Raw genomic sequence first — 12,407 nt, 5'->3', positions numbered from 1 at the left:
GTCGAGTTCAACGGCGAGAACAACCACGTGCATCTGCTGGTCAACTACCCGCCCAAAGTGGCCGTGGCCCGGCTGGTCAACAGCCTCAAAGGCGTGTCGTCGCGCCGCCTGCGGCAGGAGTTCCCCGACCTCGTACGCCACTACTACCGGGCCAACAAACTCTGGTCGGGCTCGTACTTCGCGGGCTCCGTCGCAGGGGCACCGCTGAGTGCCGTGAAGCAGTACATCGAGCAGCAGAACCGTCCGGCTTAAGGCACTGCTCGGGCCTGACGGCCCTCCCAGCGCGGGCCTTCACCCCCGCCCTGAAGGACGGAGCACTGGCCCGCATTCCGGTAGCCGCTGACAAAGCACGGCATCCGTGAGCGCGCCATGGGCCGTATCCGCGGTGCCCGATCGGCGACGAGAGTGACGAGCGGGGTGGCGGCGTCAACCCGGCCGGTGTAGCCAGGCCTCCTCGCCGCCGACACCCGCGCCTGATCGTCCAGGTCACGCAACGCCAGAACCAGCGCGCGGAGTAGTCCCGAGGATCGAGAAGAACACCCCCTGTGGATCGGTGAGCACCGCGAACCGGCCCCGCGTCAGGTCCGTCGGCTGGACGGCGACCGTCGCGCCCATCCCGAGCGCCTCGGCGACGAACCTGTCGGTGTCGGTGACCGCGAAGTAGACCATCCAGTGGGACGGGAGGTCACCCCAGTCCTCGCCGATCATGGGCATCATCCCGGCGACGGGACGACCGTCCAGCTGCCAGGTGGTGTAGGTGATCGAGCCCATCGGTTGGTCGTCCGCCGCCCAGCCGAACACCGACCCGTAGAACTCCTTGGCCCGGTCCCACTCCCGCGTGGTCAGCTCGGCCCAGGTCAGCGAGCCGGGCACGTCGAACACCTCGGCCCCCGGCATGCCGAGCGACTGCCACACCCCGAACGGCGCCCCGGCCGGGTCGGCGAAGAGCGCCGTCCGCCGGGAGCCGGGGACGTCGAAGGGCTCGGTCAGGATCCGGCCGCCGGCGGCGGTCACCCGCTGGCAGGCCCCCTCGGCGTCGTCGGTCGCCAGGTAGGGCATCCAGGCAGGCGGCCGTTGCGGGCCGGCCCCCAGCCCGGCACCGGCCACCGGTTTGCCCTGCTGGTGGAAGACGAGGTGACCGTCAGCCGCGGGTTGCCGGTCCGCCTCGGCGACGGCCCAGCCGAACAAGGGCGCGTAGAAGCGCGCCGCGCCGGGGAGGTCGGTGGTGACCAGGTCAACCCAGGCGGGTGCTCCCGGTGGGATATCTGTCATGGCTTCGGCTTCGCTTCCTCTGCTCGGGCAACTCTCGGCGGAATGGCGGCGGGCGGGCCCGACGGCCGACAGCCGACGGCCGTCAGCCGGCACCGGTGCGGGCGAGGGCGATGACGTTGAAGAGGGCGCCCTGCGGGTCGCGGAGGCCGGCGGAGCGGCAGGCCGGGCTGTCCCGAGACGGGACCAGGATGGTGCCACCCAGCTCGCCGGCGCGGGCGGCCGCCGCGTCCGCGTCGACCACGGAGAAGTGCACCGACCAGTAGGCGGACGAATTCTCCGGAAAGTCGTCGCCGAGCGGCATCAGCCCCGCCACGATCTGCGCGCCGTGCCGCCAGCCGGTGTTGGTGATCGTTCCCATCGGCTGGTCGTCCGGGTGCCAGCCGAGGACCAGCTCGTAGAAGCCCTTCGCGCCCTCCGGGTCGGGGGTGACCAGCTCGTTCCAGGCCATCGCGCCGGGGATGTGGAACACTTCGGCGAGATCCGGGTGGCCAGGTCGGCCCAGCAGGGCGTGCCCGGCGGGACGGTGCTCACGTCGACCCCTCTCGACTGGGGGGCGGCCACCGCCGGCACGCCCTGCCGGCATCGTGGCACCGTTCGGCGTCGTACGGGGCGGATCGGGCGAATCGTCAGCTGAACCGTCGTCCGGATCAGCCGCGATGCGAGCGCCGCCGTGACGACGACGGATGTCCGGGCTCGGGCTTTCGAGGCGGCTTTCTATCCTCTGTTCACCGATCCGCCGCGGCAGGTAGGCGTCCCCCGCGAGGCTGCCGGAGGACAGGGCGAAGGCCAGCGGGAGGAACAAGTCCCACCGGGGGTGGACGGACTACGGCGGAAAGGGCCGCGCGGGCGATCGGCGCGTGGTCGACGCCGACCCCGCCCCTGTGCTCGGCACCAGGACAAAAATTGGTGGCCTCGCCAGCCCGTCCCGCCCTACCTTGCAACTGGATCTTCTTCTCCGACCCACTCACGAGAGGACTTCACCCCGCGTGACGCCGCCTGCTCTTTAGACCTGACACCATCCCCGCGCATCGGTCGCCGACGTCGCCGTCGGCTCTTTCCCATGCCCTCCGTCAGGTCTTAAGAGAGATCATGTCTACGCGTCCTCATATCGTTCTGTCCTGGGCCGTTCGGCTCACGCGCCTTCCCCTGCTCGCATTCCGCTGCGTTCACTGCCATTCCGGCCTCGTCAGCACCGGCGACGGGAAGTTCCGCGTCAATGTCAACGGCAAATTCCTCGACATCTGGTGCCTGGTCGCCTGCGTTTCCTGCGACCGCGCCAGCAAGGTCACCGTTCATGATCGCGTCCCGGTCCGGTACCTGGATCCGATCCTTCTGGGGGGCCACTCCGGTACCTTCCCTGCCCTCGTCGCCCGCATCCTTCTCGACCGTCCTGCTCTGAGCCGCCGCCGTGGGCCTGAGCCAGGGCGAGAGGCAAGGTGGCCTTGCCCCGGACTGCATCACGCGGCGGTCCACGCGCGGTCGCTCGCGACCGGGCGCGAACGAGGGTCAGGGCCGGCCCGATACCGGCGACGAAGGTGAACGCCCGGGTGCACCCATCCGGGCGCGCCGATGAGCGGACATCCGATCTTCGAGGGCAGGAGGGTCTGTCAGGGCGAGGCCGGCTGCGTTGCGCGTTGTCCATCTGCGGGTGCCGGCTCGGCGGGCCGCGGCGTGAAGAAGCGGATGATGTCGTCGGCTGCGGTGGGGGAGAGCATCATTGCTTGTACTCGTGCGGACATTTCGGCGATCGGCTGGATCCTGGTGAACATCGCCTCCTCGTACGTCTGGATCGCCGAGTCGGGGTCGGCGCGGTCGGCGGCGAGTTCGGCGGCGAGTTCGGCGGCGTCGAGCATGGCTTGGTTGGCGCCCTCGCCGACCGGCGGCATGAGGTGCGCGGCGTCACCGATGAGGGTGATGCCCGGTTGGTGGGCCCAGCGTGTACCGGTGGGCATCGCCTCGATCCTGCGTGGGGTCGGCGGGCTGTCGCCGGCCTCGATGAGTGCGGTGAGGCTGGGGTCCCAGCCGTCGAACATGTCCAGCAGAGCACGCTTGCTGCGGTAGGTGTCGAGGTGGCGATCGTCCGCGGGTAGGGAGATGCCGACTCGGATGCTGCCGTTGCCGAGGCGTTGTGCTGCCAGGATCTGGTTCACGCCGATGCACCAGAGGTTTCCGGGGCCGACCAGATCGGCGAGATCCGGGTGGCGCCGGTCGACGTCGCTGATGGTGAGCTCGGCCAAGGTGGCCACGGAGGACAGTGTCGCGTCGGTCAGCAGCGACCGGACGACCGAGCGTGCGCCGTCCGCGCCGATGAGGACGTCGCAGTCGGCGCTGCGGCCGCCATCGAACGTCAGTCCGAAGCCTCCGTCGGGTCGTGGCGTCGCCGCGACGAGCCGGTGCTGCCAGGCCACCGCGTCGCCGGGGAGCGAATCGAGCAGAAGATCACGCAGTGCGCTGCGGTCGATCTCGGGGCGCCCGGAGTATGAGCCGGGTTGTGGCTTGTGGTGCACGAGGGTGCGTCCGGCCGGGTCGAGGATGCGATGTTCCTCGCCCTCCGGCCGTGCCTCGGACCGGAACCGGCCGGCGAGACCTGCCGCGGCCAGGGCCTGTTGCCCGGACTCCGGGTGCAGGTCGAGCGATCCGCCCTGTGATCGCGCGGACCGGCTTGCCTCGCGTTCGTACACCACCGCCTCGATGCCGTGCCGGTGCAGGATCCGGGCCAGCGTCAGGCCGCCGAGGCCACCACCGGCGATCGCAATTCGCATCACCATCTCCGTTACCGTACGCTGTATCTTATGGATACGCCGTACGGTAGCGCACCGCTGCCCGTCTGGGAACGGCCCGAGCCTCAGCCGCGGGCGGCACCGGTGCCGCTGAGCCGCGCGAAGATCGCCGCCACGGCAATCCGGATCGCCGACGCACACGGCCTCGAGGAGCTGTCGGTACGCAAGATCGCCAAAGAGCTCGGTGTCGGTCCGATGCGGCTCTACGACTACGTGATCAACAGATCCGAACTTCTCGACCTGATGGTCGACGCCGTGTATGCCCAGATCGCCGAGGCCGGCCAGCACTCCGAGTGGCGCGCCACGGTACTGGCCATCGTTCACCGGACCCGCGACGCCGCTCTTGATCATGAGTGGTTCGTCGACCTGCTCGGCGCAAGGCCACACTTGGGTCCTCACGCGCTCGCCGTGGGCGAAGCCACCGCGGCGGCGCTCAGCCAGGCCCCTGGCGTGCGCGGTATCGACGATCTCCAGCGGGCCGTGGGCGCCCTCAACGCGTTCATCGTCGGAGCACTCCGCAGGGAGATCACCGAGCGACGCACCGCCCGGTCAACCGGCACCGACGTGTCCGCTTGGCAGGCCGCCCTCGGGCCCTACCTGACACGCATGCTCGAAACGGGCCGCTACCCCACCATCGCCCGGCTCGTCATCGACGGCGCCCACCTCAACGCCGAGGAAACCTTCCACCACAACCTGATCACCATCCTGGACGGCATCACCAGCCATCCCCGCACGTGACCTACTGCTCGCAGGCCAGTGCCGGCTCACTACACCTTGATCAGAGATCCGGATCCGCCGCCGGCCGTGCGCGGGGACGTTGCCCCTAACGGCATGCTGATCTTCAAAGGCAGATCGAGTTTGCGGTACGGTGCCGCCTGACGAAGGCCGCCGACCGTGTGACGGTGCCGGCGATCGAGAAGCTGCCACATCCGCCGCACGATAGCCGGTCCCTGACTCGACGGCGATGTCGCTCAGCGACCGATCCAAGGAGTTCCGATGCCTCTGACGCCGGCCGACATTCACAACGTGGCCTTCAAGAAGCCCTCGCTCGGCAAGCGGGGATACGACGAGGAAGAGGTGGATGCCTTCCTCGACGAGGTCGAACGTGAGATCCAACGGCTTGCGGACGACAACAGTGCTCTGCGGGCGCAGGTGGAGACCGGCGACGGCGGCCACGGCCGGCTGGGCCTGGAGTTGCAGGAAGTGCATGCGCAGTTGGCCCGGCTGCTACGAGAGCGGGCGATCGCCGAGGAGGCCGCGCAGGACGCGCAGCGACAGTTGGAGTTGGCGCGCGCTCAGGCCAGGGAGGTCGCGCCTGATGACGAGGGCAGAAGCCTGCCGGTGCTCATGATGGCGCAGCGTACCGCCGACGATTATTTGAGCAAGGCGCGTGCGGAAGCCGATGAACTGCTGTCGGGGACCCGAGCGACAATCGAGAGAATAGCTCAGGAATCGCAGGCCGAGGCACGGGAGACGGAGATGCAGGCCGTTGGCCGCCACAAGGAGGCCATTGAGGGCCTCGACGTCGAGGTGGCGGAGACGCAGCGGCACATCACCACTCTCAATCATTTTGCCCAGGACTACCGCAAGCGCCTCCAGGAGCATCTGTCGAGCTTGATGAACGACATGGGTGGTGACGGCAGCAGGGACAACGACTGCGGTGCCGCTGAGCTGCCCGCCCAGCTTAGGCCCGAGATCTGAGGCACCGTCACGACCGCGGGTGGTTGTTTCGGTCGGTCCGCCGGCTGACGGCGGGGGACAGGGGCGCGGGTGGTCCGCTCCGATGTAGCTCTGCGCGAGGGCCGCTCGTAACGACGACGTTGTCTATGCGCTGCCATCCCTCTGCGCCGGCCGGGGTAGTCTGTCCGGCGCGACGCCGTGACCGCGGGCAAACTCCAGGGAGCCAAGATGCCACTAACTCCGGCCGACATCCACAACGTCGCTTTCAAGAAGCCTCCGATCGGCAAGAGGGGCTATGACGAGGAGGAAGTCGACGCTTTCCTCGACGGAATCGAACGTGAAATCATCCGGCTGATCGAGGAAAACGAATCGCTGCGCCGAAGGGTCGTGCAGGGCCCGTCGAACCACGAGGCTGACGGGCTCAGCGCAGCCGGCTACGCCGAGCTGTCAGAACTGCGGTCGAGGCTCCAGCGGGTGATCAGTGAGAAGGCGGACACCGAACGGGTCCGGGATCTGCTCCAGGCTGACCTGGAGCGCGCCCGCGCGCAGGCCGGGGCGCGCGCCGAAGGGGGCGCGCAGGACGGCCAGGTGGCCCGCGTGCTGGAAATGGCGCAGCAGACCGCGGATGGCCACATCGAGGACGCTCGACGCGAGGCGGACCGGCTGGTCGGGAGCGCCCTGGGTGAGGCGCAGTCGCTGGTGGAGGAGGCCCAGGCGACCGCCGGACAGGCGGAGGAGGCGGCCCTCCAGCGCTACCACGATGCCATCCTCTCGTTGGAGAACGAGCGCGACGCCCTACAGCGGAGGATTGAAGAGCTCACCGGCTTCGGGCGCGACTACCAGGAGCTCCTGCGACTCGAAGTGACGCGCCGGATGGACAACATGGAGGACATCCCCAAAGCCGGTCCGGTCCCGGTGTTCGATGAGAACGCCTGGCTCCGCTACCGGCTTCCGGGTCGGCAGAACGTCAGTGGCGACGTCCGCTGACACGCCGTGCGGCAGGTGCTGCTCGGCTCTCCGGTGAAGCCCACAGCGGCTGGTTCTGCCAGGTGTCCCCGATCGGCGCCCGCACCTGAGCCGGCGGTGGACAGCGGGCGCCCCGCATCGCGGACCGGCCTGGCCCAAGGGAGGGGCGCTCGGCGGTTCCTGGCGTCGCTGGTCGTGCCTGCTCCCACCTGCCGGTCTCACCGAGCCGGCACGAGCCAGCGCCGACCTGTGACGACCGGGCGGAGGCTGCCGCCCCGGGCCGAGCATCCCGGGTCGGGGCTGCGCGACGGGGGTGGTGTCGGTGGAGCACCGGGTCGTGCTGGCCCCGGTCCAACAGGCCGTCTTCAACCCGGACGGCCGGCTGCGCCGTGACGAGCTGCCCGAGCCGCTAGCCGCCCTGTACGCCCTGCTCCGGCTGCACCCGGCGCAGGAAGGAGGATCCTTCTACCTCACCCCATCCGGGAGTGGTATGCCCGGGTGGACCCGCGACCGTCGCACGCCCTCTCGTCGGACGGCCGGGTCAGGAGGTAGATCACCGGGTGCCTGGCGGGCGTACCTGTGCATGTGGCGAGCCCAGAGCGGCCACGATGATGGCAAAGTGGAAGTCTGTCGGCCTGGTGATGATTACCCTGTCGTAGGAGGTGAGCCATCATGTTGACAGACGCACCGGTGCAGGCGGCCATTCCCGCAAACGACATGGAGCGGGCCAAGCGTTTCTATCGCGATACCCTGGGCCTGACCATGTCGCAGGAAGCCGAGGACGCAGTCCATTTCGACTCCGGCGGAACGCGGTTCTTCATCTATCCCACATCGAATGCCGGGCAGGCGCCCCACACGTTGGCGGCCTGGCTGGTCGCCGACCTCGACGCCGAGATGGCGGACCTCCGGAGGCGCGGCGTGACGTTCGAAGAATACGATCTCCCTGGCCTCAAGACAGTCAACGGCGTCGCAGAGTTTCCGACGATGCGCGGCGCCTGGTTCAAGGACAGCGAAGGCAACATCCTCGGCGTGAGCCAGCCCCGCGAAGGTTGACCCTGTAGTCGCCAGCCATTCTGGTGCGGTCGGCGCTGGCGGAAGCTGGTGGCGGAGCGGCCCGGAAGCGAAGCCCATCACTTGGGCTCAAGGGCAGACCCGGTCGCCCAGACCCCACGGCGCCAGACATCGGCTGATGCGGCTGTCTGGGCGTGAGTCGCAGTCCGCCATGAATAACGACCATAATTCTGGTCGATTTTGCCCCCGGCGCACACCCAAGCCCCCAACACTTCAGGTCAGGCCCGGTTGCCACAACGACAGCCAGGAGCTGCATCGATGCGGGGCCTGAAGCAGCTGTTCGATCCGCGTGGGCTGATGAATCGCGGCAGGGTGCTGCCGGGGCGATCGCCTGTAGGGAGCGGTCACGGGCGGGTCGCGGCCACCACGGTGTCCAGGGCGTCGACCGTCTCGTCCCCCACCCGGACCGGACGCCGGGCCGTCTCGGCCCGGCTGATCTGCATGCCGGGCAGCTCGGCGACCACCATCTCCGGCGTCGGCAACACCGCGGGATCCTGCGGGCCGCCGGTGCCGGCGGTGAGGTTGGCCAGGTCGTGGGCGACGAGGACGAACGACCCGCCGGGGCGTACGGAGGTGGCCGCGTGCCGCAGGACGGTGGCCAGGTCGGGGCGGGGCAGGTGCAGGTAGGCGATGAGCACCAGATCGTAGGCGCCGGCTTCGGGCCGGTAGGTGGTGACGTCGGCGACCTGCCAGTCGATGTCGACGCCCCGTTCGCGGGCAAGGTCCTGGCCGCGTCGCACGGCCACGGCGGAGAAGTCGACGGCGGTGACCCGCCATCCGCGTTCGGCCAGCCAGACCGCGTTGCGACCTTCGCCCGCGGCCAGGTCGAGCGCCCGGCCCGGCGGCAGGTCGGCGGTCTCCTCGACGACGAACCGGTTCGGCTCGGCGGTCCAGACAAGTTCGGGGGCGTCGGCGTAGCGGGCATCCCAGTCCGCACTGTCCACGTTTCGGCTTCCTTTCGGTTTGGCGGCGTCATGACCAGGTTGACCAGGGTGGTCTTGCCGGCCCCGGTCGGCCTTCCGCCTCTCAGCATCGGCCGGCAGGTGAGGTGTGAGCGGGTCTTTCCCAGGCTCAGCCGCGGGCGGAGGTCTGTGAGTGTGAGCAGGTGGTCTCGTGCACGGCGATCCCCGCGGCTGTCGCGGTCGTGACCAGGGGAAACATTAGGAGCAGGGTGACGGCGGCGGCACCGAGCAGACCCCGTGCCGCCGACCTGGGTGGGGCGGGGGTGAGTAGTCGGCGCACCCGGTCCACGGCGGTGCCGCCGGCGCCGAGGGCGTGACCGGGGGTGGTGTCGGCGAGTCGGACGATGGCGGCGGCCACGGTGTGGCGGCCGTGCTGTGCGCCGGCCCGGTCGTCGGCGAGGTGCTCGACGAGGCGGCGGATCTCGTTCTCGGCGGCGCGGGCCAGGGGCAGCCCGGGCAGGGCCCGGTGGAAGGCCGCCGCGACGGCCACGAGCAGGTGGTGGCGACCGCGTAGATGAGCGCGTTCGTGCCGCAGCACCGCATCGAGTTGCTGCGGGGTCAACGCGTCGAGCGCGCCACGGGTGACGACAACGTGTCCGGGTCTGCCGGGCAGGCAGTAGACCATCGGCGTGGCGTGCTCCACGACGGTGCAACCGCCCGTCGGTCCTGGTCGGGCCACGGGGGACAGCGCCGCCAGGTGATGCCGCCGCCACCGTCGGGCCGCGTGGAGGGTGGCGACCGCGCTGATCGCGAGGCGGGCGGCGAGTACGGCGGTGGCGGCCAGGGCGAGTGCGGCGAGGGTCCCGTTGGGAGCGCCGAGGCGGGCCAGCGCGCGGGCACAGGCCTCGACGACGCCGTCAAGGCCGGCGGCGAGCGCGGCTGGCGGCACGGCGACGAGCAGCCCGGCTCCGGTTGCCGAAGCCAGGGCGCCGAGCCACAGGCCGACTGCGACCCGTGGGGCGGCCCGACTCCAGGACCGGGCGGCGATGGCGCGGGGCGCAGCCACGGCGACGGCAGTTGCCCAGACGAGCAGGAGGAGACTGATCATGTCGACTCCTGCCGGTCGTGCAGGATGGCGCGCAGCAGGGCCGCCTCCTCGGGGCTCATGGTGTCGACGAACCGGGCGAGGGCGGCGTGCTGGTCGCTGGCGGAGGAGAGCGCGTCGGCCATCACCTGGCTGATGTGTTCCTCTCGGCCGATGCGGGGCCGGTAGCGGTAGGCGCGGCCGACGAGGTCCCGCTCCGCCCAGCCCTTGCGGTGAAGATTGTCCAGGACCGTCATCACCGTCGTGTAGGCCAGGCCCTTGTCGGCGAGCGAGTCGACCATCTGCCGGACCGTGAGCGGGGCATCCGCTGCCCAGAGCCGGTTCATCACCTCGGACTCCAAGGGGCCGAGGGAGCGTTCCGCGCCGCGGTCACGGCGCCCGGGCCTGATCACCGCTCGACCCTTCCGCCCGACGCGGGCACCGGGCACTGCCGTTCACCGAGCAGCCGCCGCCGCAGCGCCCAGCCGAGCAGGCCGATCGAGGCGGCGGCCAGTAGCGGTTGGGCCGGCGCGAACCAGGTCATCGCGCCGCTGGTGCCGAGCGCGAGCAGCACCAACTTGTTGCAGACCGGGCAGCCCACCGCCAGCAGTGACAGCACACCGCCCACCGCGCCCACCTGTTGCTCCGCCCGAGGGGACCGCGTGGCGCCCGCAGGCCGGACGTAGGTGGCCAGCAGCAGGCCCGACAGCGTCGCCGTGACGACCAGGACCGGCCAGGCCCACCAGGTCACCGGAACGCTGCGGCCGAACAGGGGCGTGTCGAGCAGGTCGGTCGGCACGGCGATCACCACTGCGGTGACGACGCCACCGACCACCGCGGCGGCCAGCCGGCGCGGCGTCCAGCTCCGCATGGTGCTCCTCCTCAGCTTCGTACGAATCATCATAGTACTAGAGTGGATAGTACTAAGACGGATAGTAGAAGTGTCCAGGGAGCCACCATGAAGCCCTCCGCCCGTTCCGCTCCGCGTCGGCCCGTACGCCGCGCAAGTGGGCCGCACGCCATCCGGCGCACCGCCGGATGGCTCGGTCCCGTGCTGGTCATCGCCGTGGTCGCCGTGCTGATCGTGCTCGGCCGGCCGTCCTCCGACGCAACGCCGGCCGTGCCCGGCGGGCAGGCGGCAGGCCCTGGGGAGGAACGGGCGAACCCATTCGCCGGCCTGGCCCGACGGACACCGGGAGACCCGGTGGCACTGGGTGAGCCGGACGCGCCCGTCGTGATGCTGGAATACTCCGACTTCCAGTGCCCGTTCTGCCGACGGCACGCCCGGCAGGTCGAACCCCGGCTGATCCGCGAATACGTCGACAAGGGTCTGGTCCGCATCGAGTGGCGGGACCTGCCGTACCTCGGGCCGGAGTCCCGGGACGCCGCAGCCGCCGCCCGCGCCGCCGGCGCGCAAGGCAAGTTCTGGAAGTACCACCACGCGCTGTACGCCGAGGAACGGCGGGTCAACAGCGGGGCCCTGGACGACGAGGCGCTGCGCGCCGCCGCCCGCGAACTCGGGCTGGACCTGGCGCGCTTCGACGCCGACCGTGCCTCCGCGGTCACCACAGCCGCAGTCGACCGGGACGAGCAGGAGGCCACCTCGATGGGGATCACCGGCACGCCGGCGTTCATCGTCGGCGGCACCCCGATCATCGGCGCCCAGCCGTTCGAGGCGTTCAAGCAGGCCATCGACAAGGAGTTGGAGCTGGCGCGATGACCGACGTCGGCTACCTGGCCGCGCTGCTCGGCGGGACGCTCGCCTTGCTGAGCCCGTGCAGCGCGATGCTGTTGCCGTCGTTCTTTGCGTACGCGTTCGGCAGCCCCGGCCGCCTCGTGGCGCGCACCGGCGTGTTCTACCTCGGGCTCGCCGCGGTCCTGGTGCCCCTCGGCGTCGGTTCCTCGGCCATCGCCGGCGTGTTCTTCCGCAACCGCGACACCCTGATCCTGGTCGCCGGTTGGGCGATCATCGCGTTGGGTGTCGTACAACTGGCCGGACGCGGTTTCGCCTTCGGGCCCGCGCAGCGCTGGCTGGGCCGGCTGACCGGAGACTCCCCGGCTTCGGTGTTCGCCCTCGGCGCGGTCTCCGGGCTCGCCGGTTTCTGCTCCGGGCCGATCCTCGGCGCGATCCTCACGGTCGCCGCCACATCCGGTCAGCCCGCTTCCGGCGGGGCGCTGCTCGCCGTCTACGCCCTCGGCATGACCGCGCCGTTGCTGCTGCTCGCCCTGGTCTGGGACCGGTGGCGCATCGGACAGCGGCGGTGGCTACGGGGCCGGGGCCTGACGGTGGGCAGGTTCCAGGTGCACAGCACCTCCCTCGTCTCCGGGCTGCTGTTCATCGCGCTCGGCGCGTTCTTCCTGGCCTTCGACGGCACCGCTGGGCTGGCCGGCGGCCTGGGCCTGACCGACGTCGAGGGCGCGGCACAGGAGTGGGTGGCCCGCACCCTCGGGTCCGTGCCGGACGAGGCGACATTGCTGCTCGTCGCCGCCGCCGCGCTGGCCGTCCTGCTCCGCCGCAGACGGCGGAACGTCTCGGGCCAGGCCGCCCGGCAGGAGACCCCGACGAGGCCCCGCTCGTGACGTACGGGGGCTTCCGGGGCCGATTCCTCGCACTGAAGTCCGCGAGGTCCCAGCGGCCTGCGACCGCCACGG

The 12,407-nt window shown here is 70.5% G+C and carries 14 protein-coding genes and 1 pseudogene; 8 read left to right on the top strand and 7 right to left on the bottom strand.

Annotation, left to right across the window (positions count from 1 at the left end; genetic code table 11):
- Nucleotides 1-252 (top strand): IS200/IS605 family transposase (tnpA, locus tag ACZ6O2_RS30315; protein WP_466025271.1); only part of this gene is annotated, 252 nt, incomplete at its 5' end.
- Between the two features lie 234 nt (nt 253-486).
- Here tnpA and ACZ6O2_RS30310 read toward each other — a convergent pair.
- Nucleotides 487-1,272 (bottom strand): VOC family protein, encoded by a 786-nt coding sequence (locus ACZ6O2_RS30310; protein ID WP_466025270.1) that lies wholly within the window; start codon nt 1,270-1,272, stop codon nt 487-489.
- A gap of 82 nt (nt 1,273-1,354) precedes the next feature.
- Nucleotides 1,355-1,792 (bottom strand): annotated as a pseudogene (locus tag ACZ6O2_RS30305) (VOC family protein); the annotation flags it as partial.
- A 569-nt stretch (nt 1,793-2,361) separates the two neighbouring features.
- Here ACZ6O2_RS30305 and ACZ6O2_RS30300 point away from each other — a divergent pair.
- On the top strand, nt 2,362-2,811 hold the full coding sequence (locus ACZ6O2_RS30300; protein ID WP_466025269.1) for a DUF1062 domain-containing protein: 450 nt from the start codon (nt 2,362-2,364) through the stop codon (nt 2,809-2,811).
- Between the two features lie 68 nt (nt 2,812-2,879).
- Here the strand turns inward: ACZ6O2_RS30300 and ACZ6O2_RS30295 are convergent, their stop codons facing one another.
- Entirely contained in the window at nt 2,880-4,040 is a 1,161-nt protein-coding gene (locus ACZ6O2_RS30295) for an FAD-dependent oxidoreductase (RefSeq protein ID WP_466025268.1), read from the bottom strand.
- 24 nt (nt 4,041-4,064) lie between these two features.
- Between ACZ6O2_RS30295 and ACZ6O2_RS30290 the strand changes: the two genes are divergently transcribed.
- The 4 genes from ACZ6O2_RS30290 (at nt 4,065) to ACZ6O2_RS30275 (ending at nt 7,751) form a co-directional block, all read left to right on the top strand.
- A complete protein-coding gene (locus ACZ6O2_RS30290) occupies nt 4,065-4,790 on the top strand; it encodes a TetR/AcrR family transcriptional regulator (protein WP_466025267.1) in 726 nt (241 codons plus the stop codon).
- Nucleotides 4,791-5,048: 258 nt separating this feature from the next.
- Complete coding sequence (locus tag ACZ6O2_RS30285) at nt 5,049-5,753, top strand: DivIVA domain-containing protein (RefSeq protein WP_466025266.1); 705 nt, start codon at nt 5,049-5,051, stop codon at nt 5,751-5,753.
- Nucleotides 5,754-5,960: 207 nt separating this feature from the next.
- Nucleotides 5,961-6,719, top strand: coding sequence for a DivIVA domain-containing protein (locus tag ACZ6O2_RS30280; RefSeq protein ID WP_466025265.1), 759 nt, complete (start codon nt 5,961-5,963; stop codon nt 6,717-6,719).
- Between the two features lie 651 nt (nt 6,720-7,370).
- Complete coding sequence (locus tag ACZ6O2_RS30275; RefSeq protein WP_350709769.1) at nt 7,371-7,751, top strand: VOC family protein; 381 nt, start codon at nt 7,371-7,373, stop codon at nt 7,749-7,751.
- 362 nt (nt 7,752-8,113) lie between these two features.
- Here the strand turns inward: ACZ6O2_RS30275 and ACZ6O2_RS30270 are convergent, their stop codons facing one another.
- From ACZ6O2_RS30270 to ACZ6O2_RS30255, 4 genes are all read right to left on the bottom strand, one after another.
- On the bottom strand, nt 8,114-8,713 hold the full coding sequence (locus ACZ6O2_RS30270) for a class I SAM-dependent methyltransferase (RefSeq protein ID WP_466025264.1): 600 nt from the start codon (nt 8,711-8,713) through the stop codon (nt 8,114-8,116).
- 127 nt (nt 8,714-8,840) lie between these two features.
- Entirely contained in the window at nt 8,841-9,779 is a 939-nt protein-coding gene (locus tag ACZ6O2_RS30265; RefSeq protein ID WP_466025263.1) for a M56 family metallopeptidase, read from the bottom strand.
- Nucleotides 9,776-10,168 carry a BlaI/MecI/CopY family transcriptional regulator gene (locus ACZ6O2_RS30260; RefSeq protein WP_350709779.1) on the bottom strand — a complete coding sequence of 131 codons (393 nt, stop codon included), beginning with the start codon at nt 10,166-10,168 and terminating at the stop codon, nt 9,776-9,778. The genes ACZ6O2_RS30265 and ACZ6O2_RS30260 overlap by 4 nt, the downstream gene beginning before the upstream one ends.
- The gene (locus tag ACZ6O2_RS30255) at nt 10,165-10,626 is read right to left on the bottom strand and encodes a hypothetical protein (protein ID WP_350709781.1); all 462 of its coding nucleotides are present in this window, start codon (nt 10,624-10,626) and stop codon (nt 10,165-10,167) included. Before ACZ6O2_RS30255 ends, ACZ6O2_RS30260 begins: the two co-directional genes overlap by 4 nt.
- Nucleotides 10,627-10,713: 87 nt before the next feature.
- Here ACZ6O2_RS30255 and ACZ6O2_RS30250 point away from each other — a divergent pair, with 87 nt between their 5' ends.
- Nucleotides 10,714-11,475 (top strand): DsbA family protein, encoded by a 762-nt coding sequence (locus ACZ6O2_RS30250; RefSeq protein WP_466025262.1) that lies wholly within the window; start codon nt 10,714-10,716, stop codon nt 11,473-11,475.
- Entirely contained in the window at nt 11,472-12,335 is an 864-nt protein-coding gene (locus ACZ6O2_RS30245) for a cytochrome c biogenesis CcdA family protein (protein WP_466025261.1), read from the top strand. Before ACZ6O2_RS30250 ends, ACZ6O2_RS30245 begins: the two co-directional genes overlap by 4 nt.
- Nucleotides 12,336-12,407 lie beyond the last annotated feature (72 nt).

The sequence above is a fragment of the Micromonospora sp. NPDC048040 genome, assembly GCF_055587185.1.
The sequence above is the reverse complement of the archived record's forward strand: the minus strand, read 5'-3'. Positions and strand labels throughout refer to the sequence as shown.